Source organism: Kitasatospora indigofera (genome assembly GCF_014655955.1).
Taxonomy (GTDB): domain Bacteria; phylum Actinomycetota; class Actinomycetes; order Streptomycetales; family Streptomycetaceae; genus Kitasatospora; species Kitasatospora indigofera.
The window spans coordinates 75,139-95,022 of the sequence record NZ_BNBO01000012.1 but is presented as its reverse complement, the minus strand read 5'-3'; the positions used below and the strand labels follow the sequence as shown (position 1 = coordinate 95,022).

The 19,884-nt window shown below is 77.0% G+C and carries 18 protein-coding genes and 1 pseudogene; 8 read left to right on the top strand and 11 right to left on the bottom strand.

From position 1 onward, the window contains the following. Positions 1–99 precede the first annotated feature (99 nt). From IE329_RS13695 to IE329_RS13685, 3 genes are all read left to right on the top strand, one after another. Positions 100–1,692: a glycosyltransferase 87 family protein gene (locus IE329_RS13695; RefSeq protein ID WP_190211123.1), complete on the top strand. Its 1,593-nt coding sequence runs from the start codon at positions 100–102 to the stop codon at positions 1,690–1,692. A gap of 178 nt (positions 1,693–1,870) precedes the next feature. Next, the gene (locus IE329_RS13690; RefSeq protein ID WP_229927416.1) at positions 1,871–2,533 is read left to right on the top strand and encodes an ATP-binding protein; all 663 of its coding nucleotides are present in this window, start codon (positions 1,871–1,873) and stop codon (positions 2,531–2,533) included. A 291-nt stretch (positions 2,534–2,824) separates the two neighbouring features. Next, a complete protein-coding gene (locus tag IE329_RS13685) occupies positions 2,825–3,817 on the top strand; it encodes a zinc metalloprotease (RefSeq protein ID WP_190211122.1) in 993 nt (330 codons plus the stop codon). A 57-nt stretch (positions 3,818–3,874) separates the two neighbouring features. Here IE329_RS13685 and IE329_RS13680 read toward each other — a convergent pair whose 3' ends face one another. From IE329_RS13680 to IE329_RS40570, 3 genes and pseudogenes are all read right to left on the bottom strand, one after another. Continuing rightward, positions 3,875–4,630, bottom strand: coding sequence for a methyltransferase domain-containing protein (locus IE329_RS13680; RefSeq protein ID WP_190211121.1), 756 nt, complete (start codon positions 4,628–4,630; stop codon positions 3,875–3,877). After that, entirely contained in the window at positions 4,627–5,316 is a 690-nt protein-coding gene (locus IE329_RS40575; protein WP_229927426.1) for a TIGR04282 family arsenosugar biosynthesis glycosyltransferase, read from the bottom strand. Before IE329_RS40575 ends, IE329_RS13680 begins: the two co-directional genes overlap by 4 nt. Next, positions 5,290–5,991 (bottom strand): annotated as a pseudogene (locus IE329_RS40570) (glycosyltransferase family 2 protein); the annotation flags it as partial. The pseudogene IE329_RS40570 and the gene IE329_RS40575, both read right to left, overlap by 27 nt. Positions 5,992–6,079: 88 nt before the next feature. Between IE329_RS40570 and IE329_RS13670 the strand changes: the two are divergent. Together IE329_RS13670 and IE329_RS13665 are read left to right on the top strand one after the other, a co-directional pair. Then, positions 6,080–6,958 carry a response regulator transcription factor gene (locus IE329_RS13670; RefSeq protein ID WP_190211119.1) on the top strand — a complete coding sequence of 293 codons (879 nt, stop codon included), beginning with the start codon at positions 6,080–6,082 and terminating at the stop codon, positions 6,956–6,958. Beyond that, positions 6,955–8,127, top strand: coding sequence for a sensor histidine kinase (locus IE329_RS13665; RefSeq protein WP_190211118.1), 1,173 nt, complete (start codon positions 6,955–6,957; stop codon positions 8,125–8,127). Before IE329_RS13670 ends, IE329_RS13665 begins: the two co-directional genes overlap by 4 nt. 36 nt (positions 8,128–8,163) lie before the next feature. Here the strand turns inward: IE329_RS13665 and IE329_RS13660 are convergent, their stop codons facing one another. The 5 genes from IE329_RS13660 to IE329_RS13640 all read right to left on the bottom strand — a co-directional run bounded on the left by IE329_RS13660 (position 8,164) and on the right by IE329_RS13640 (position 13,899). After that, on the bottom strand, positions 8,164–8,691 hold the full coding sequence (locus IE329_RS13660) for a GNAT family N-acetyltransferase (protein WP_190211117.1): 528 nt from the start codon (positions 8,689–8,691) through the stop codon (positions 8,164–8,166). 123 nt (positions 8,692–8,814) lie between these two features. After that, positions 8,815–11,244: a HelD family protein gene (locus tag IE329_RS13655; RefSeq protein ID WP_190211116.1), complete on the bottom strand. Its 2,430-nt coding sequence runs from the start codon at positions 11,242–11,244 to the stop codon at positions 8,815–8,817. Positions 11,245–11,669: 425 nt separating this feature from the next. Continuing rightward, complete coding sequence (locus IE329_RS13650; RefSeq protein WP_190211115.1) at positions 11,670–12,293, bottom strand: DUF459 domain-containing protein; 624 nt, start codon at positions 12,291–12,293, stop codon at positions 11,670–11,672. Between the two features lie 75 nt (positions 12,294–12,368). Beyond that, a complete protein-coding gene (locus IE329_RS13645) occupies positions 12,369–12,809 on the bottom strand; it encodes a hypothetical protein (RefSeq protein ID WP_190211114.1) in 441 nt (146 codons plus the stop codon). Positions 12,810–12,834: 25 nt separating this feature from the next. Then, on the bottom strand, positions 12,835–13,899 hold the full coding sequence (locus IE329_RS13640) for an NAD-dependent epimerase/dehydratase family protein (protein ID WP_190211113.1): 1,065 nt from the start codon (positions 13,897–13,899) through the stop codon (positions 12,835–12,837). A gap of 230 nt (positions 13,900–14,129) precedes the next feature. Between IE329_RS13640 and IE329_RS13635 the strand changes: the two genes are divergently transcribed. Both IE329_RS13635 and IE329_RS13630 read left to right on the top strand, forming a co-directional pair. After that, entirely contained in the window at positions 14,130–14,588 is a 459-nt protein-coding gene (locus IE329_RS13635) for a universal stress protein (RefSeq protein ID WP_190211112.1), read from the top strand. Between the two features lie 147 nt (positions 14,589–14,735). Continuing rightward, positions 14,736–15,599: an Fpg/Nei family DNA glycosylase gene (locus IE329_RS13630; protein ID WP_190211111.1), complete on the top strand. Its 864-nt coding sequence runs from the start codon at positions 14,736–14,738 to the stop codon at positions 15,597–15,599. Here the strand turns inward: IE329_RS13630 and IE329_RS13625 are convergent. From IE329_RS13625 to IE329_RS13615, 3 genes are all read right to left on the bottom strand, one after another. After that, the gene (locus IE329_RS13625; protein ID WP_190211110.1) at positions 15,547–16,188 is read right to left on the bottom strand and encodes a nucleoside/nucleotide kinase family protein; all 642 of its coding nucleotides are present in this window, start codon (positions 16,186–16,188) and stop codon (positions 15,547–15,549) included. The genes IE329_RS13630 and IE329_RS13625 overlap by 53 nt on opposite strands. 162 nt (positions 16,189–16,350) lie before the next feature. Further along, complete coding sequence (locus IE329_RS13620; protein ID WP_190211109.1) at positions 16,351–16,668, bottom strand: DUF4326 domain-containing protein; 318 nt, start codon at positions 16,666–16,668, stop codon at positions 16,351–16,353. Continuing rightward, positions 16,665–17,117, bottom strand: coding sequence for an RDD family protein (locus tag IE329_RS13615; RefSeq protein WP_190211108.1), 453 nt, complete (start codon positions 17,115–17,117; stop codon positions 16,665–16,667). Before IE329_RS13615 ends, IE329_RS13620 begins: the two co-directional genes overlap by 4 nt. Before the next feature lie 176 nt (positions 17,118–17,293). Between IE329_RS13615 and IE329_RS13610 the strand changes: the two genes are divergently transcribed. Beyond that, the gene (locus IE329_RS13610; RefSeq protein ID WP_190211107.1) at positions 17,294–19,804 is read left to right on the top strand and encodes a SpoIIE family protein phosphatase; all 2,511 of its coding nucleotides are present in this window, start codon (positions 17,294–17,296) and stop codon (positions 19,802–19,804) included. The last annotated feature ends 80 nt before the right edge of the window (positions 19,805–19,884 follow it).

Below are 19,884 nucleotides of genomic sequence, written 5' to 3'. Positions count from 1 at the left end.
GGCCGGGCCGGTCACGTCATCCGGACGGCCGCCTTACGGAAGTCCTACGGCCGCCCGCCGGTCCGCCGGCGCGGGCCCGCGCGGTGACAGGCTGACGGCATGCCCGACACCCCGTCCGTCCGCCGCCGTGCCACGACCGCGGCGTGCTGCCTCCTCCTCGTCGCGCTGGCCGTGTCGACGGCGCTGACCGTGACCGGCGGCGGGACGCTCGGCGACCGCGGGCCGCTGTACGCCTGGTACCTGGTGGACGCGCTGCTGTTCGCGTCGGCGGTGGCCCTGCTGCGGCGGGTGCCGGCGCGGCGGGCCGGCCGGCTCGTGCTCGCCGGCAGCGTGCTGGTCGCCGCCGCCGGGCTGCTCGCCCCGCCCAGGACCAGCGACGACGCGTACCGGTACGTGTGGGACGGCCAGGTCCAGCGGGCCGGCCTCTCGCCCTACGCCTACGCCCCGGACGATCCGGCGCTGGCCGGGCTGCGGGCCCGGGCGCCGGGTCTCTTCCCGGTCGGTGACGACTGCGACGGCTGGGACGAGCGGCGCGCCGCCGGCGGGTTCTGCAGCCGGCTCAACCGGCCGGCGGTGCACACGGTCTACCCGCCGGCCGCCGAGCTCTGGTTCGCCGGCCTCCACCGGGTGGCCGGCGGGTGGGGCGTACGCGCGGCGCAGGCCGGCGGCGCGCTGCTGGCGGTCGCCACCACCGGCGTGCTGCTGGCGGCGCTGCGCCGGCGGCCGGGAGCACCCGGGCGCGCGCTGTGGCGGGCCGCGCTCTGGGGCTGGTGCCCGGGGGTCGCCGTCTGGGCGGTGAACGACGCCCATGTGGACGTGCTCGGCGCGCTGCTGACGGTCGGCGGGCTGGTGCTGGCCGGCCGGGGGCGCCCGGGCGCGGGCGGGGCGCTGCTCGGCGCGGCCACCGCCACCAAGCTGCTGCCCGCGCTCGCCCTGCCGGGTGCGATGTCCGGCCTGCTGGCCCGCCGGCCCCGCCCCCGGGACGTGGTGCTGCCGCTCTCCGCACTGGCCGTTCTCGCCCTCGGCTACCTGCCGTACGTGCTCGCCTCCGGCGCCGGGGTGCTCGGCTACCTGCCCGGCTACCTGCGGGAGGAGGGCTACGACCAGGACCGGATCGACCGGTTCGGCCTGGTCCGGCTGCTGCTCCCGGACGGCTGGGCCGGGTACGGCGCGGCGCTGGTGCTGCTCGCCCTGGTGCTGCACGTGCTGCGCCGGGGCGACCCGGCCCGGCCCTGGCGCGGCGCCCTGCTGGTCACCGGCGGCGCGCTGCTGACCGCCACGCCGGGCTACCCCTGGTACGGGCTGCTGGTGGTCGCGCTGGTGGGGCTGGACGGGCGCTGGGAGTGGCTGGCGGTGCCGGCCGCCGGCCAGCTGGTCTACCTGCTCGGCGGCGGCGCCCAGCAGCCGGCCTACGGGGCCGCCCTGGCCGTGGTGCTCGCCGGGGCGGCCGTCCGGCGGCTCCGGCGGGGGCGGCCCGGGCCGCCGGGCCCGGTGGCGGCTCCGGCGGCCGGCGCCTCGACGAATGCTCCGGCGCCTGCGTCGACGAATGCTCCGGCGGCGGCCGCGACAGGTGGTCCGGCGACTGCGCCGACGGTTGGCCCGACGGGCGCTCCGGCGACTGCGCCGAGGGGTGCTTCGGCGACGAACGGGCGCGGCAAGGGGCGGGCCCGGAGCTTCCGGCCGGGCCGTTGACGGGGTGCCCGGCGGCGGTCCGCCCCGGCCGGCCGGGAACCGGCCGACCTCCCGACGCCGTCCCTCTCGGTGAAAAGGGTTCAGTGGGACCGGCCCTGACCACTACTCTTTACTGTCTCTTTGAGAAGTCGGAGCAGGCCCGGGGGGTGTCAGGCACCGGGCTCCGGAGGGAGTACTGGTGTCCGATTCGATCGAGGCCGAGCTGTCCGCGCAGCCGGTCCGTGTGCCACCGCCGAGACCGGTGCCGCGTCCGTCGGCGCTGCGCCCGCGCGCGTTGCACGACCTGAGGGGCGGGCGGGGCGCCGCCGCACTCCACTACCCGTCGCAGGACCTGCTGGTGGTGTCCGGGCTGCCCGGCAGCGGGAAGAGCACGCTGCTGCGGCGGTCCGTCCGGGCCCGGGTGATCGACTCCCAGCAGGTGCGCGAGGAGTACGCGGCCCGGCTGCCGCGCTGGCTGCCCTACGCGCTGTACCGGCCGTTCGTCCGGTTGTCGCACTACCGGCGGCTGCGCCGGGCGCTGCTGGCGGGCGGCCCGCTGGCGGTGCACGACTGCGGGGCGGTGCCGTGGGTGCGGTACTGGCTGGCGCGGTCGGCGGCCCGGCAGGGGCGGCGGCTGCACCTGGTGCTGCTGGAGGCGAGCAGCGCGGAGGCGAGGGAGGGTCAGCTGGCGCGGGGTCAGACCGTGTCGGCGTACGCCTTCGCCCGGCACTGCCGGGCCGCGTCGCGGCTGCGCACCCGGCTGGCGGGTACCGGCGCGCCGCCGGCGGAGTGCGCCTCGGTGGTGGTGCTGGACCGGGCGGCGGCCCGCCGGCTGGGGGAGATCGCCTTCGTGGCGGCGTAGCCGGCCGGGGCGCGTTCCGGGGCGGAGAGGGGGCGTACGGGTGGCAGTGGGCATGCGTACGGCTTCGGCGGGGAAGGGATGGCCAATCAACTTTCGGACAGGGTAGCGATGTTGCCGGGCGGTAAATTCTCCGTTCCGACCAGCTCCGATCGGGTGAACTTCCGGAGTTTGCCCGATTTGTCGTCAGGAATTGCACGACTGGTTACCACCTGACGCGTACACGCCCTTCCTGCGTAGCCTCGGCTCGGCGGCTCCCCACCGCCATCCCCCCACTTCTCCACAGGAGAGCAGATGCGTCGTTCTGCCCACGTCCACACGCGTGTCCCTCGCAGACTCCTCAGCGCCGCCGCCCTCGTCGCCACCCTCGCCCTCACCCAGTTCGCCGCGCCCTCGCCGGTCACCGCCGCCTCCGCCCCCACGGCCGCCGGCCAGTGCGTGGGGGAGGACGGACAGGACTCCGCCGCCCGCCGCGCCGCCGGCAGCCAGGCGCACGAGCCCAACGCCGTCACCGACGCCCAGGCCGGCGCCATGGACGCCGACCTGAACGCCAAGGTCAAGCAGCTGGGCAAGTCCGCCCAGGGCAGCGCCCTGCTCTCGCCGGCGATCGCGGCCACCTCGATCCCGGTGTACGTGCACGTCATCCACTCCGGCACGACCGGCAAGCTGACCGCCTCGGACATCAGCAAGCAGCTGTCCGTGCTCAACGCGGCCTACGGCGGCCAGGGCTCGGGCAACACCGCGACGCCGTTCACCTTCACGCTCGCGGGCACCGACTACACCGACAAGGCCGCCTGGTACAGCGGCATCTCGCCGGGCTCCTCGGCGGAGAAGGCGATGAAGACCGCCCTGCGCAAGGGCGGCGCGGGCGCCCTCAACCTCTACACCGCCAGCCTCGGCCAGAGCCTGCTCGGCTGGGCGACGTTCCCCAGCTCGTACAGCTCGAACCCGAAGGACGACGGCGTCGTCATCCTCGACACCTCGCTGCCCGGCGGCTCGTCCACCAACTACAACGAGGGCGACACCGCCACCCACGAGGTCGGCCACTGGCTCGGCCTCTACCACACCTTCCAGGGCGGCTGCAGCGGCAACGGCGACTACGTCTCCGACACCCCCGCCGAGAAGAGCGCCGCCTACCAGTGCCCGACCGGCCGGGACACCTGCACCGCCACGGGCCTCGACCCGATCAAGAACTTCATGGACTACACCTACGACTCCTGCATGACCCAGTTCACCGCCGGACAGGTCACCCGGATGACCAACGCCTGGGCCGCCTACCGGGCCTGACGATCCTGACGGGTGCGTGGGCGGCCGGCCCGCGCACCCGTCGGTACCGGGCCCGCGTCAGTACCGGGCCCCAGGCTCCCCCGGTCCGGCCGGGCCCGCCGCCGGGCCGCGGGGCCGGACGCACCGGCCGGGAGCCTCCGGCAGCCGGGTCAGTGCCAGGAAGTGCCGGCCGAGGACGCTCCAGCGCTCGGTCTCCACGAGGCCGGCGCCGGCCGACAGGCCCGCGGTCGCCGCGGCGCCCAGCCGCGCCCAGCGGAACGGCGGGCCCCGGTGCCCGGCCGCGTCCTCGATCCGGACGGTCAGCCGCTCGTCCACCTCCCGCGGCTCGACCTCCACGAACAGCCGGCCGCCCGGCCGCAGCAGCTGGGCGATCCGGCCGAGCAGCGCCGCCGGGTCGCCGCCGATGCCGAGATTGCCGTCCGCCAGCAGGGCCGATCCCCAACGGCCCTCGGCGGGGAGCCGTTCGAACACCGAGCGGCAGAGTGCCGGGCCGCCGAGCCGGCGGGTGCGGGCCACCGCGGCGACCGTCAGGTCGACCCCGAGCGCGGGCAGGCCGAGGGCCAGCAGCCCGGCCACCAGGCGCCCGGGGCCGCACCCGACGTCCAGGGCCGGCCGGCCGAGCCCCGCGCAACGCTCCAGCAGGCTGCGGTCGGCCGCGTCCGGCGGGGCGCACCAGCGCTCCACGTCCAGGCGGTGCCGCCGGCCGTCGGCGGTACGGAGCCAGAGCGGGCCGCGCCCGGTGCGGATCGCCTCGCTGAACGGGTCGTCGATCCAGGGACGGGCCGTGGCCGGGGCGCCGGCGGCGGGCGTCATCCGGTCGCCCCGGCCGCACCGGTGACCGCCTCGACTTCCCTCCAGCGGGCCGCGAACGCGCCGGCCGGCGCGAGCGCCGCCACCTCGGCGGCGTCCCGGGCGGTGTCCACATCGGTCAGCGCCGGCAGCCGGCGGACGGTCAGACCGGCCTGCGCCAGCCGCTCCAGCAGCAGCGCGCCGGTCCGCGGGGTCGACATCGGCACCCCGGTCAGCAGCCGCCGGGCCAGCCCGGGGGAGGGCCGGGCCAGCCCAAGCGCCCAGAACCCGCCGTCCCGGGCCGGGCCGTACCAGGCGTCGGCCCCCGCCCGGGCGGCCGGCGACAGCTGCCCGGCCAGCACGGCGGCGCTCAACTGCGGGGTGTCCATCCCGACCAGCAGCGCCGGGGCGCCCGCCGGGGCCAGCGCGAAGGCGGCGGCCAGCCGGACGTCCAGCCCGCCCGGGACCTGCGGCGCCACCTCCCAGCCGGGCGGCAGCCACCGGCCGGGTTCGCCGTCCAGCACCAGCAGCCGGCGGCCGGCCGGCACCGAGCCGAGCACCCGCAGGGTGTCGCTCAACGCGGCCTCGGCGAGCGAGGCGGCCTGCTCGGGCGTGCACGGCGGGGTCAGCCTGGTCTTCACCCGGCCGGGGACGGGCGCCTTGGCGATCACCAGCAGGGTCGGTGCCGGAGCGGCCAGTACGGCCCGCATGTCCTGGACGGCCTGCCGGGTGCCGCGCAGGGTGCCGGTCACCTTGGAGCGGCCGGCGCGCGGGCGGTAGGCGACGTCCCGCTCGGCGATCCGCATCCCGGCGGCCGAGGCGGCCAGCACCATCTCCAGCGGGTAGCCCGAGCGGCGGTCGCCCAGGCCGAGGGCGAGCAGCCGCTCCCGGCGGGCGGCCCGCATCGGGCCCAGGTCGTGCAGCGGCGCACCGGTGTGCGCGCGCAGCCGGCGGGCGAGCACCCGGTTGGCCAGCCGGGCGTGCAGCGGCCAGGCCCCCGGGGTGGTCGGCCGCCGCCGGCCGAGCACCAGGTCGGCCGATCCGTCGGTCACCGGGGTCACCACCCGGTGCAGCTGGGCCGGGTCGAGGGAGCCGTCGCAGTCCATGAAGCAGACCGTCCGCGCGGTGGCGGCCAGCAGCCCGGCGTGGCAGGCGGCCCCGAAACCGCGCCGCGGCTCGTCCACCACCAGGGCGCCCAGCGACCGGGCCAGCCCGGCCGACCCGTCCGTCGAGCCGTTGTCCACGACGATCGCGCGCCAGCCGTCCGGGATCCGCGCGAGCACCCACGGCAGGGCCCCGGCCTCGTCCAGGCAGGGGAGCACCACGTCGACGGGCGGGGGAGGGGGAGTGGTAGTCACCCGGCTCACGCTACCCAGCACAACCATGACAAAAGCCGCATCGCCACCTTACGGAAGTCGTACGGGCCGCCCCGGCCGGCCCGGCGGCCGCTCCCGGCTTCCTATCCTCGGAGGCGTGACCACTCCCCAGTCCTCCCGGGCCGAGCCTCCCGGGAGCGAGCCTTCCCGGGCCCGGCCCCCCGGCGCACCGTCTCCCGGCGCACCGTCTGCCGGGGTCCGGCCTCCCCGCGCCGAAGCGCCGCCGTCCGGCGCCGTCCGGGCCGAACCCTCCCCGGCCCCGGCCGGCCGGGTCCTCGTCGTCGACGACGACCCCACCGTCGCCGAGGTGGTCACCGGCTACCTGCTCCGGGCCGGCTACCGGGTCGACCGCGCCGCCGACGGCCACGAGGCCCTGGCCCGCGCCGCCGCCACCCGCCCCGACCTGGTCGTCCTCGACCTGATGCTGCCCGGCCTGGACGGACTGGAGGTCTGCCGCCGGCTCCGGGCGGCCGAGGGCGGCGAGCGGCTGCCGGTGGTGATGCTCACCGCCAAGGGCGAGGAGGCGGACCGCATCCTCGGGCTGGAACTCGGCGCGGACGACTACGTCACCAAGCCCTTCAGCCCGCGCGAACTCGTCCTGCGGGTGCAGTCCGTGCTGCGCCGCTCGGCGGCCGCCGGCGCCGCCGCCGGCCGGCCCGGCCGGCTCACCGCCGGCGACCTCACCCTCGACCCGGCGGCCCGCCGGGCCTTCCGGGCCGGCCGCGAGCTGGCCCTCACCCTGCGCGAGTTCGACCTGCTGGCCTTCCTGCTCCGCCACCCGGGGGCCGCCTTCGGCCGGGAGGAGCTGATGCAGCGCGTCTGGGGCTGGGAGTTCGGCGACCTGTCCACCGTCACCGTGCACGTCCGGCGGCTGCGCGAGAAGGTCGAGGACGACCCGGCCGCGCCCGCCCTGATCACCACCGTCTGGGGCGTCGGCTACCGCTTCGACCCCGCCGGGAAAGGCCCCGCCCTGTGAAGGACCTGCTGCTCATCGCCGCCTTCGCCGCCCTCGGCGCGGGCGCCTCCGGCCTGCTCGGCTGGCCCGCCGTCCGGCTGCTGCGCCGCCGGTCGGTCGCGCTCTCGCTGTTCGGCGTCGCCGTGGTCACCGTCCTCGCGATGACCACCGGGACGCTGGCGGTCGCCCAGGCGATGTTCCTCTCGCACCACGACCTGGGGGTGGTGATAACGGTGCTCTGCATGGCGGCCGTGGTCTCGCTCGCCACCGCCGCGCTGCTCGGCCGCCAGGTGGTGGCGGGCAGCCGGGCGCTGGCCCTCGCCGCCCGGACGGTCGGCAGCGACGCGGGCTTCGCGGCGCCGGACGGGCCGCTCGGCTCCGAGCTGGCCGCGCTCAGCGCCGAACTGTCCGCCACCAGTGCCCGGCTGGCGGAGTCCCGTCGCCGTGAGCAGACCCTGGAGTCGTCCCGGCGCGAGCTGATCGCCTGGATCTCGCACGACCTGCGCACCCCGCTGGCCGGGCTGCGGGCCATGGCGGAGGCCCTGGAGGACGGCGTGGCCGAGGACCCGCGCCGCTACCACGCCCAGATCCGGACCGAGGTGGACCGGCTCACCGGCATGGTGGACGACCTCTTCGAGCTGTCCCGGATCCAGGCCGGCGCGCTGACCCTCTCGCTCTCCCGGGTCTCGGTGTACGACCTGGTCGGGGACGCCATCGCGGGCGCCCACCCGCTGGCCCGTCAGCGCGGGGTGCGGCTGCTGGGCGACAGTGTGGAGCCCGCGCCGGTCGAGGTGGACGGCCGGGAGATCACCCGGGTGCTGGGAAACCTGCTGGTCAACGCGATCCGGTCGACCCCCGCCGACGGGGTGGTGGCCGTCGCCGCCCGCCAGGAGCGGGGCGAGGTGGTGCTCTCGGTGACCGACGGCTGCGGCGGCATCCCCGAGCCCGACCTGCCGCGGGTCTTCGAGACCGGCTGGCGCGGCGTGAGCGCGCGCACCCCGCGGGCGCCCGTCGAGGTGGGGGCGGACGCCGGGCACGGCGACGCCCGGCACGGGGACAGCGGGGCCGGCCTCGGGCTGGCCATCGTCCGCGGGATCGTCGAGGCGCACGCCGGCCGGGCCAGCGTGCACAACGTCACCGGCGGCTGCTGCTTCGAGATCGCGCTGCCGGCGGCCGCCGTCCTGCGCTGAGCCCGGCCGCCGCCGTGTCCCGGCCCGGGCGTGGGGTCACCCCCGGGGGACGGGAGCGGCGCGGGCCGGGCGGCGGGTCAGCACGTGCGTGGTGCCGCCGTCCTCCTCGGTGACGTCCCGGACGCGCTCGAAGCCGATCCGGCCCAACAGGGCCAGCGAGGCGAGGTTGGGCGCGGCCACGGTGGCGTGCACCTCGGACAGTCCGAGGGTGTCGAAGCCGTGCGCCACGACGGCCTCGGCCAGCTCCGTCCCCAGTCCGGAACCCCAGGCCTCCGGGGCCAGCGCGTAGATGATCTCGTGGCCCCCGAGCAGCTCGGACGGCTTGATCTCGGCGTGCCCGACGAACCGGCCGTCCCGGCGCACGGCCCACACCTCGAACAGGCCCTGGGCGTAGACCTTGGTGAAGATCCGCCCGAACAGGGCCCGGACCTCCTCCTCGGGAAAGTGGCCGTCACCCATCCACCGCGACACCCGGGTGTCCAGGAAGAGGGCGACGAACCTCTCCTCGTCCGCGGGGACGTACGGGTTCAGCTGCAGGCGCTCGGTGCGCAGGGTCGGGATCACGGACGGCGACGCTACCCACGGCCCCCGCGCCGGGCAATCCACTTTCGGCGGTGCGGGCCGGCCCGGGCCGGCCCGCACCGACGGGCCCCCGGGGCGGGTGCGTGGCGGCACCCGCCCCTCCGGTCAGCGGGGCTCCAGGCCCGCCAGCAGCTCCGGCAGGTCCCCGCTGTGGATGACCCCCAGGCTCTTGGTCGCGCGGGTGAGGGCGACGTAGAGGTCGTTCGCGCCGCGGTTGTGCGCCGCGAGGATCTCCGCGGGTTCCACCACCAGGACGGTGTCGAACTCCAGCCCCTTGGACTGGCCGGCCGTCAGCAGGACGACCGGCGAGTCCAGCGCCGACGGGTCGTCGAAGACGGCGACGCCGTCCAGCCCGGCCAGCTCCTCGACCAGTCCGGCCGGCCAGGTCGGGGCGTGGATGACCGCCGTCCGGCCGCCGTCGAGCGCCGCGATCTCCTTCTCGACGGCGGAGCGCAGTGCCGGCCCCCGGTCGCCCTCGGGGATCCGCAGGCTCCACGGCGGGATGCCGCCGCCGCGCACCGCGACGGGGGCGCCGAGCTCCGGGTCGAGCGTCCGCAGCACGCCTTCGGTGACCCGCATGATCTCGGCCGGGGTCCGGTAGTTGACGGAGAGTTCCACGGTGCGCCAGCGGCCCGCGGTGTACTCGTCGAGCGCCTCGCCCCAGGAGCTGAGCCCGGCCGGTGCGCCGGTCTGCGCCAGGTCGCCGACGATCGTCATGGAGCGGCCGGGGCAGCGGCGGGTCAGCATCCGCCAGTCCATCGGGGACAGCTCCTGCGCCTCGTCCACGATCACGTGCCCGTAGGCCCAGGTCCGGTCCTCGGCCGCGCGCTCGGCGAGGGGGCGCAGCGACTGCTCACCGCGGTACTGGCGGGCCAGCATCTCCGCGTCGATCTCGACCAGCCCCTCGCCGAAGTCCTCCAGGACGAGCTTGGCGAACTCCAGCTCCCGGGCCTCGGCCACGGCCGCGGCCCGGTCGGCGCCGGCCCCGCCGGGCAGCGGGCCGAGCAGTTCGGCGGCCTCGTCGAGCAGCGGGACGTCGGCGACGGTCCAGGGGCCGGCCGCCTGCTCCGGTGCGGTCCGGCTCCGGGTGGTCCGGCTCTGGGCGGTCCGGTCCGGGGCCGCCTGCTCCGGCGCCGGCCGCTCGCGCAGCAGCGCGGCGCGTTCGGCCCCGGTGAAGTCCGGCATCGCCGCGGCCAGCAGCTCGGCGGAGCCGTACAGGGCGGTGAGCAGCTGCTCCGGGGTGAGCAGCGGCCACAGCCGGTCGGCCAGGGCCTGGACGTCGGGCTCGTCGACCAGCGCGTCGGCGAGGTCCGCCACGGCGTCCAGGTCCAGCTCCCCGCCGCGCTCCCGGGCGATCCGCAGGGCCAGCTCCGAGGTGAGCCGCTCGACGAGCTCGGGCCGGGCCAGGTTGTGCGGTTCGCCGCTCCGGTGCGCGGCGGCGTGCGCCCGCTCGCACAGGGCCCGGCCCACCTGGAGCTCCTCCTGGCGGGACGACCGCCGGCCCACGGTGATGGTCCAGGACTCCTCGGGCAGCTGCCGCAGGCCCGCCAGCGCGGCGGCCAGCACCCCCACCATCCGGGCGTCGCCCTTGACGGCGGCCGCCCCGGGCGTGTCCGGGCCGGTCGCGGTCACGCCCGGGTGGAGCACGCCGATGCTGCTGAGCACGACCTCGCTCTCGCCGAGCGCCGGGAGCACCTGGTCGATGTAGCGCAGGAAGGTCGTGTTCGGCCCGATGACCAGCACGCCGCGCTTGGCCAGCCGGTCCCGGTGGGTGTACAGCAGGTAGGCGGCGCGGTGCAGGGCGACCACGGTCTTGCCGGTGCCCGGGCCGCCCTGGACGACCAGCACGCCGCCCAGTTCGGAGCGGATCACCCGGTCCTGCTCGGCCTGGATGGTGGCGACGATGTCGCCCATCCGCCCGGTCCGGGCCGCCGTCAGCGAGGCCAGCAGGGCGCCCTCCCCGCTGAGTCCGGCCCCGGCCCGGCCCTGGGGGGCGCTCACGCCGAAGGCGTCGTCGTCGAAGTCGACGACCGTCCGGCCCTTGCTCCGCAGGTGCCGGCGCGCCGCCACCGCGCCGGGCGCGGCGGGCGTCGCCCGGTAGAACGGCTCGGCGGCCGGCGCCCGCCAGTCGGTGAGCAGCGGCTCGTGCTCCTCGTCGGCCAGGGCGATCCGGCCGATGTACCGCCGCTCGCCGTCGGCGTTCTCGATCCGGCCGAAGCAGAGCCCGTACTCGGCGGCGTGCAACTCCGAGAGCCGGCGGGTGTGGTGGAGTTCCAGCGTGTCGCGCTCCATCCGGGCCTGGTACGTCCCGCCCTGGTCCTGGAGGTGGGTCTCGCGCAGCCGGGCGGCCGCCAGCGCGCGCTGGTCCTCCAGGCGGTCGTACAGCGCGCCGACGTACGCGTTCTCCGCCCGCAGCTCCGCGCTCCGCCAGGCCTCGGAGGTCCGGGCGCCGGCGTCGCCGGGGAGTGCTTCCTGCCCGGCGCCGGTCGTGGCGGCCGCGGGGAATTCGGACGGGGACGATGACGAACGGGGCAAAACTCACTCCATCGGATCAGGAATCGCTAGGTGGTCGTGCAGCGGGGCGGCGGCGTGCCGGCCGCCCGGGAACCCGGCCCGGGAACCCGGCCCGGTTTCCGGGTCAGGTGGACGATTCTGCGGGACGACCGGGGCCTTGCCGCAAGGCCCCCTGTGCGCTATAGATTAGAAGTGGAGAGAGGTGGGTTTCCCTCACTCCCCCCTCGTTCCCCGTCCTTCCGTGGCCCGTCCCTCGGTGTACGGACGACCCTTCCCGCCCCCCCGGCAGCCGCCGTGCGGACCGTCCGCGTGCCGCACGGGGTGCGGCCCACCGCCGGGGAGCCGCCGCGGGTCCCCGGATGCGGCAGCGGCCCGGGAGCGCTCCGCCCCGCGCCCTACGGAGCGTCAGGACACCCTGTCCGGGCCCTCGTCCGGGTCCTGATCCGTCACCGCGCGTCGGTCCCGCCCCCGGAGGTGCCCAGCCAGGAGTCCCAGTGCGGGGCGACCAGGGCGGCGAACTCCCGGTACCCGTCCGCGCCTGGGTGGGCCCCGTCGCCGGCCGTCACCTCGCGCAGCCACACGGCGTTCCCGCTCAGGGCCCGGTGCACGGAGACGTACGGGACGCCCGCCGCCCGGCAGACGAGGGCGAAGCGCTCGTCGAGCAGGGCGGTACGGGCGCTGTGCGCCGCGTCGGCGACCGGCGGCGGGGAGACCACCAGGGTGTTCCAGCCGCGGCCGGCGGCCCGGCCGAGCATCGCGGCCAGGTTGGCCGCCGACTCCTCGGGCGCCACCCGGGGCCGGTCGTCCTCGTGGGTCGCGTCGTTGACGCCGAAGCAGAACACGACCCGCAGGTCGGTGCCGTCCCGGAGCCGCCGGGCGCACTCCTCCTCCCAGCGGCCGAGGATGTCGGCGGAGGTCTCGCGGCGGACCCCGAGGTTGTAGCGGGTCGACGGCAGGCCGTCGGCGAAGGACCGGGCGGCCAGCCGGCCCGCCCAGCCGAGGCCGTCGGGGTCGCCGACCCCGGCGACCAGGGAGTCCCCGACGAAGCAGATGCGCAGGTCACGAGTCATGGCGTGATCGTCGCACCGGCCGTTGGCGGCCGGCCGGCGATTCCGGTCCGTGGACGCGCCGGCCGGCCCGACGGCTCAGCAGTGCACATCGAAGTAGACCAGGACCCGGCCGTTGGAGACGAACTCGAAGGCCTGGTGGACCGGTCCGGCCGTCGGGTCCCAGTCACGCAGGTCGAGCCGTTTCCTGATCTCCAGCCACCTGGCGGGCCGTTCGGCCGCCGGGACGTACTCGGGCACGAAGGTGTGGTGCTCCCAGTCGTGCCCGATGTCCGAGCCGATCCACATCAGGTCGGCGGTGCGGGCCAGCCGCCTGGCCCGCCGCGGGTCGAGCGGCCCCCGGGCGAGGGCCCACCGGACGCCCTCGGCGTCGGTGAACCCCTTCTCCCGCACCGGGTGGTGGAGTTCCATGTTGGTCCACTGCTCATGCTCGTCCTCGTCCTCGGTCCCGGCCCGGTGGTCCGCCGGGTCGTGGTCCGCGACGGCGGGGCTCGCGGCACGTGATCGCTTCTTCGGCACCGCCCCAGCGTGCCACCCGGCCCGGTCACCCGTCACCCCGCAGTGGTGCCCCGGCGAACTCCGCCGTCCCGGCCGCGAAGGACACCCGCGGCCGCCAGTCCAGTTCGGCCCGCAGCCGGGACGAGTCCGCGGTGACGTGCCGGACGTCGCCCAGCCGGTAGCGGCCGGTGACCACGGGATCCGGTCCGCCGAAGGCCCGGGCCAGCGCGGCGGCCATCTCGCCGACCGTGCGGACCTCGCCGCTGCCCACGTTGTACGCCCGGGAGCTGCCGGGCGGGCGGGCGGCCAGGGCGTCGAGGGCCGCCGCGTTGGCCGCCGCGACATCCCCGACATGGACGAAGTCCCGGCGCTGGCCGCCGTCCTCGAACACCTGCGGGGCCTCACCCCGGGCCAGCGCCGAGCGGAACAGCGAGGCGACGCCGGCGTACGGGGTGTCGCGCGGCATCCCCGGCCCGTAGACGTTGTGGTAGCGCAGGGCCAGCACCCGGCCGCCGCAGGCCCGGGCCCAGGCCGAGGCGAGGTGCTCCTGGGCGAGCTTGGTCGCCGCGTACACGTTGCGCGGGTCGGCGGGAGCGTCCTCGCCGGTCAGCCCGGGGGTCAGGGGTGCGCCGCAGACCGGGCACGGGGGTTCGAACCGCCCGGCGTCCAGCTCGGCCGCGACCCGCGGTCCGGGGGCGACCTCGCCGTGCTCGGCGCAGTGGTGGCGGCCCTCGCCGTAGACCACCATCGAGCCGGCGAGCACCAGGTCGCGGACGCCGGCGCGGTTCATCCCGGCGAGCAGCACGGCGGTGCCGAGGTCGTTGCAGCCCGCGTAGTCGGGCGCGTCGTCGAAGTCCAGGCCGAGTCCCACCATCGCGGCCTGGTGGCAGACCGCGTCCACGCCGTCCAGCGCGCGGGCCACGGCCGCCGCGTCCCGGACGTCGCCGTGCTGGAACTCCACGCCTTCGGGGAGCCGGACCGCGGCCGGGCCGCCCGGGTGGACGGCCGGCAGCAGCGCGTCCAGCACCCGGACGGTGTGCCCGTCGCCGAGCAGCCGGGCGGCGACGGCCGACCCGATGAAACCGGCGCCGCCGGTGAGCAGAACATCCATGACGCCGACGCTAGGGCGGCCGGGCGGTGCCGGGGGGTCGTCGTGGCCGTCCGTCAGCGGTTCGTAAGGGCCGGGGCGGGGGCCGGCGGCCGGGGCGGGGGCCGGCGGCCGGGGCGGGCGGCGGCGGTCCCGCTCGGCGGAGGGCCCGGAGCACCGTGTGGCGCCGGTCGGAGAAATGTCGGACTGATCTATATATAGGGGAGTATCCGAAGGCGAGCGAGGAGGACGGCATGGGCAACGGCACCGGCGGCAGGATCGTGGTCGGCGTGGACGGTTCGGAGGCGTCGCGCAGCGCGCTGCGCTGGGCGGTCGAGCAGGCCCGGGTCACCGGCGGCACCGTCGAGGCGCTCTCCGCCTGGGAGTACCCGGCCTTCTACGGCTGGGTCGGCTCGGTGCCCGTCGCCGACGGCTTCGACCCGGAGGAGCTGGCCACCCGGACCCTCGCCGAGGCGGTGGCCGAGGCCGCCGGCGCCGAGCCGCCGGTCAAGATCACCCAGATGGTGCTCCCGGGCAACGCCGCCCGGGCCCTGCTGGACACCGCCTCCGGCGCGGCCCTGCTGGTGGTCGGCAGCCGTGGTCTCGGCGGGTTCTCCGGCGCCCTGCTCGGCTCGGTCAGCCGCCACCTCACCGAACACGCGCCCTGCCCGGTCGTGGTGCTCCGCGAGGGCCAGGAGCACACCGCCGCCTGAACCCGGGCACCGGCCGTGGGCCCCGGGCACCTGCCACCGGCCCCGCACCGCCTGCCCGGGCTGCTCCGGCCGGGCCCGGCCGGGCCCGGCCAGGGCCGGCCAGGGCCGGGGCCTGACAGCCGCCCGCCGACCCGCCAGGATGGAGTCATGCCAGAAGGAGACTCCGTCTACCGCACGGCAGCGGACCTGCACGCCGCACTCGCCGCCCAGCTCCTGACCGTCGCCGACCTGCGGGTGCCCGCGCACGCCACCGCCGACCTCACCGGCCGCACGGTGCTGGACGTCACCCCGCGCGGCAAGCACCTGCTCACCCGGCTGGAGGGCGGCCTCACCCTGCACACCCATCTGCGGATGGACGGCCGGTGGGCCGTCCACCGGCCCGGCGAGCGCTGGTCCGGCGGCCCCGCCTGGCAGATCAGGGCCGTCCTCGGCACCGGACGCGCCACCGCCGTCGGCTACCGCCTGCCGGTGGTGGAGCTGCTGCGCACCGCCGACGAGCAGCGGGCCGTCGGCCATCTCGGCCCCGACCTGCTCGGCCCCGGCTGGGACCCGGCCGAGGCCGTCCGCCGGCTCCGCGCCCGGCCGGACCGGCCGCTCGCCGAGGCGCTGCTCGACCAGCGCAACCTGGCGGGCATCGGCAACGTCTACGCCGCCGAACTCTGCTTCCTGGCCGGCCGCACCCCCTGGACGCCCGTCGGTGAACTCCCCTCCCCGGAGCGCCTGGTGGACCGCGCCCGGCAGCTGCTGGAGGCCAACAAGCTGCGCCCCGGCCATGTCACCACCGGCGACACCCGGCCGGGCCACCAGCACTGGGTGTACGGCCGGGCCGGGCGCCCCTGCCCGCGCTGCGGCACCGCCGTGCTGACCGCCCGGGTGGGCACCCCGCCGCAGGACCGGATCGGCTACTGGTGCCCGTACTGCCAGCGCGGCCCGGCCCCGCAGGGCACGCCGCGCCCGGTCACGGCCGCTCGACCAGGGCGGGGTGGCGGGGGTCGTCCACCCGCACGGTGAGGTCGGCGGCCTCCGCGGGCCCGGTCTCGGCCTCGTAGCGGGCGAAGGCGGGCAGCGTCCAGTGCTCCTCGGGCGGGGTCCGCCGGGCCAGCGCGGCCGGGGTCAGCGCCAGGTGGACGGTCAGGTCGAACGGCAGCCAGCGGCCCAGCAGCAGCTCCCCGTCGAGCAGCAGCACCCCGCCGGGCGGCAGCCGGGTGTACCCGGCCCGGGTGGCGCGGTCGGCGGCCGCGTCCCAGAAGGTCGGCAGCACCAGGCCGCTGCCGCCGGGCTCCAGCGGGTCGAGCAGCTCGCGGAGCAGGGTGCCCTCGTCGAGCCGCAGGTCGTGGTAGGCGTCCGGGTCCTGCTTGCCGTACTCCAGCCGGATCGAGGCCGGCCGCAGGAAGTCGGCGGCGGACACCCGCAGGGCGGGGCGGCCGCGCAGCCGCAGCGCTTCGGCCAGGGCGTCCGCGAGCGCGCCGGGCCGGGCGGCGGGCGCGCCGTCGACGGCGACGCGCAGCCGGCCGCCCTCGGGCAGCGCGCCGGCGAGGTCGGTGATGCGGCCGGCGAGGAGCTCGGCCAGCCGCTCGGGCGAGATGGGGCGTACCTGCACACCGCCATCCTGCCCTGCCGGCCCACGCCGCCGGCCCGCCGGGCCCGCCGCCGTTCCCGGGCGGCCCGCGACCGCCACCGCGACCGCCGTCCGCCCGGTCCCGGCCGGGGCACGCCCGGCGGACGGGCCGTCAGGCACCCGTGCGCGTCGGGCCGCAGGCCGTCAGGGCCCCGCGTCCGCCAGCTCGGCCAGCACCTGGGCGTGGCACAGCTCGGGCACGCACCAGCAGCCGAGCCGGTGCCCGCGCAGCTCCGGGAGCCTGGCCAGCAGCTCGGGGCGCTCCAGCAGCCAGGCCCGGTACCGGTCGACCACCTCCTGCCGGGTGCCGTCCCGGCCGGGCCGGAACGGGCAGGAGAACGGCGAGCCCGCGAGGTGCCAGCCGCCGCGGTGCATCGGGCGGCCGACGTAGACGACGTCCGCGTAGTCCGGGTCGTTCAGATGGCCCTTGAGATTGACCACGGTGGTCCGGCCGGCGGTCACGCGGCGCCCTCCGTCCGCCCGGGCGCCTGCCAGTTCGGCGCCAGCGGCTCCGGCAGCGGGGTCTCGGCCGGGGTCACCACCGTACCCACGAGCTTGTCGGCGAAGGTCTGGCGCCGGCCGTCCCACAGCGGCCAGAGGAAGCCCAGGAAGCAGGGCAGCGCGTCGAGGAGGTGGCAGACGTCCCGGACGAACGACATCCAGGTGCCGATCGGCCGGCCGGAGGCCTCCTTGTGCAGGTGGGTGGCCATCAGCTTCTTGCCCCAGCTCTGCCCGCGGCCGCCGAGGTACCAGCGGTTGTGGACCAGGAGGGCGAAGGTGACCACGCCGAGCCCGGCCTCCAGGGCGGTGCTCCGCGGGGCGGCCAGGCCCGCCACGCCGGACGGGATGCTCACCAGGAAGTAGTCGGCCAGGAACGACAGCACTCGGGACCACCAGGGGGTGAACCTCATCGGGACCACCGATCTCGGGGAGGGGCGCCGGGGGCCGGTGCCGGGCGCGCGCGGTCAGGGCCATGCTGGCGCAGCGCCGGTGCCCCGCAACCCGGACGGTCCGAGTGGCCGGGCGGGGCGTCCGGCCCGCCGCCGCCCGCCTTGACAGGCCCCGGCCCCCGGCGTAGCAAGAAGAGATGCGCCAAGGTGTACCGGCGGACCAGCACGGCCCGCGCGAGACCGGCGGTACCAGGGCGGAGCGCGGTGACGCGCACCGCCTGCGGGCGGACGTTCCCGCCGCCGCCGCGCACGAGGTGGACGTGCTCCTCGCGGCGGCCGTCCGCAAGGCCCTCAGCAGCACCCAGGCGTACGGCGGCGTGGTCTACCTGCACTCGCGGGACCGCCGCTCGCTGGTGCTCACCACCGTCGCCGGGGTACCGCTGTCGCTGCTCAGCCCGATGCGCCGGATCGCGGTGGCCGGCCCGCTGCCCGCCGCGGTCAGCTACCGCACCGGCCGCACGGTCACCCTGGCCGACACCGAGGACACCATGCGGCGCTTCCCCCAGCTCGCCGTCGGGATGCCCTACGACTTCTCCTCCGCGTGCGTGCCGATCGCCTCGGACGGGCACACCTTCGGCGTCCTCACCGCGTTCTGGCCGGCCTCCCGGCACGGCGTGCCGGAGCGCGCCCCGCGCCACCTGCGGACCATCGCGAACCGCCTCGGCGGCGCGCTCGCCGGGCTGGAGGGCGGCGGCCACCCGGTGGAGGCCGCCGGGGACACGGCCGTGGTCGAGCTGCCCACCCCCGCCATCGCCGTCACCCGGGTCGGGCTCTTCGACTGGAACCTCGCCACCGGCCGGCTCAACGCCGACGAGGAGATGTGCGAACTGTTCGGCGTCCCGCCGGCCGAGTACGACGGCCGCGCGGTCACCCTCACCGACCGGATCGCCCCCGCCGACCTGCCCGAACTGCGCGCCGCCGCCCGCGCCGCGCTCGACCACCGCCGGGTGCTGGCCGCCCGGATCCGGGTGGTCGACCGCGAGGGCCACACCCACCCCGTCGAACTCTGGGGGCGGGTGCCCGAGACCGGCCCCGGCGGCCGCACCCACCTGGTCGGCGCCGTCCTCGACAGCCGGACCGGATCCGCCGCCGCGGCCGCCGTCGAGCGCCTGCGCGACGGCGTCTTCTCGCTCGACCCGGACGGGGTGGCCGGCTACGTCAACCGCAGCTGCGAACTGCTGCTGGCCACCCGCCGCGAGGACCTCCTCGGCCACCACCCGTGGGACGTGCTGCCCTGGCTCTCCGACCCGGTCTACGAGGACCGCTACCGGGCCGCGATGCTCTCCCAGCAGCCCACCGCCTTCCTCGCGCTGCGCCCGCCCGACACCTGGCTCGCCTTCTCGCTCTACCCCGACGCCCACGGCGTCACCGGGCGGGTGGTCGCCGCCGAGGCGCCCCCGGGCGCGGCCGCGGCGCCGGTCGTCACGCCGGCCCTGTCCCGGCCCGGCATCGGCTCCACCTACCACCTGCTGCAGCTGGCCAGCGCCCTCACCGAGGCGGTCAGCGTCAAGGAGGTCTGCCAGGCGGTCGGCGAGCAGATCCTGCCCGCCTTCGGCGGCCAGCAGCTCGCGATCTACACGGCCCGGGAGAAGCGGCTCCACCTGGTCTCGCAGACCGGATACCCCGACGGGTTCCTGGACCGCTTCGAGGGCACGCCGATGGGCACCCGGCTGCCCGGCGTCGACGCGCTCAGCACCGGCACCCCGATCTTCTTCGAGTCCGTCCACCAGCTCTCCGCCGCCTACCCCGGGATCCCGCTCGACGAGATGCGCGCCTGGGCCTTCCTCCCGCTGATCGCCTCCGGCCACCCGGTCGGCAGCTGCATCCTCGGCTTCGACGAACCCCGGCCCTTCAGCAGCGAGGAGCGCGGCCTGCTCACGGCACTCGGCGGCTTCATCGCCCAGGCCCTGGAACGCGCCCGGCTCTACGACGCCGAGTTCGCCCTCGCCCGCGGGCTGCAGCAGGCCCTGCTCCCGCACCGGCTGCCCCGGATCGAGGCCGTCCGGATCGTCGCCCGCTACCTGCCCGGCACCCAGGGGATGGAGATCGGCGGCGACTGGTACGACGCGATCAGTACCGGCGCCGGCGCCTGCCTGGTGATCGGCGACGTCGAAGGGCACAACGTCGGCGCCGCCGCCACCATGGGACAGCTGCGCAGCGCCGTCCGGGCCTTCGCCAGCGGCGGCGACCCGCCGGGCGAGGTGCTCAGGCGCACCAACCGGCTGATGGTCGACCTCGACCCGGGGCTGCTCGCCAGCTGCTGCCTGATCTACCTGGACCGCGCCGACGGCCACGCCTGCGCGGCCCGGGCCGGCCACCTGCCCCCGCTGCTGCGCCACCCCGAAGGGCACACCGAGGCGCTGCACCTGCCCGGCGGGCCGCTGCTCGGGATCGACAACACGGCCGAGTTCCCGGTCACCGAACTGGACCTCGCGCCCGGTTCGATCCTCGCCCTCTACACCGACGGGCTGGTGGAGGAGCCCGGCACCGGCATCGACGAGGGCGTCGACCGGCTGCGGACCACCCTCGCCCACGCCGAGGCGGCCACCCTGGACGAACTCGCCGACCGCCTGCTGCGCGACGCCCGGCGCTCCGCCCACCGCGCGGACGACGTGGCCCTGCTGCTGGCCGCGTACACCCCGGACTGACCACGCCGGACGTCCGTGGCCCCGCCGTCCGCCGCCGCCGTCCGCCGCCGCCGTCCGCCGCCGCCGCCGTCCGCCGCCGC

Bases quoted from the DNA above. Each gene is read 5' to 3' on its own strand.
- IE329_RS13695 (WP_190211123.1), top strand. From the start codon at position 100: ATGCCCGACACCCCGTCCGTCCGCCGCCGTGCCACGACCGCGGCGTGC.
- IE329_RS13685 (WP_190211122.1), top strand. From the start codon at position 2,825: ATGCGTCGTTCTGCCCACGTCCACACGCGTGTCCCTCGCAGACTCCTC.
- IE329_RS13680 (WP_190211121.1), bottom strand. From the start codon at position 4,630: ATGACGCCCGCCGCCGGCGCCCCGGCCACGGCCCGTCCCTGGATCGAC.
- IE329_RS13610 (WP_190211107.1), top strand. From the start codon at position 17,294: ATGCGCCAAGGTGTACCGGCGGACCAGCACGGCCCGCGCGAGACCGGC.
- IE329_RS13635 (WP_190211112.1), top strand. From the start codon at position 14,130: ATGGGCAACGGCACCGGCGGCAGGATCGTGGTCGGCGTGGACGGTTCG.
- IE329_RS40575 (WP_229927426.1), bottom strand. From the start codon at position 5,316: ATGCGGGCCGTACTGGCCGCTCCGGCACCGACCCTGCTGGTGATCGCC.
- IE329_RS13615 (WP_190211108.1), bottom strand. From the start codon at position 17,117: ATGAGGTTCACCCCCTGGTGGTCCCGAGTGCTGTCGTTCCTGGCCGAC.
- IE329_RS13630 (WP_190211111.1), top strand. From the start codon at position 14,736: ATGCCAGAAGGAGACTCCGTCTACCGCACGGCAGCGGACCTGCACGCC.
- IE329_RS13650 (WP_190211115.1), bottom strand. From the start codon at position 12,293: ATGACTCGTGACCTGCGCATCTGCTTCGTCGGGGACTCCCTGGTCGCC.
- IE329_RS13640 (WP_190211113.1), bottom strand. From the start codon at position 13,899: ATGGATGTTCTGCTCACCGGCGGCGCCGGTTTCATCGGGTCGGCCGTC.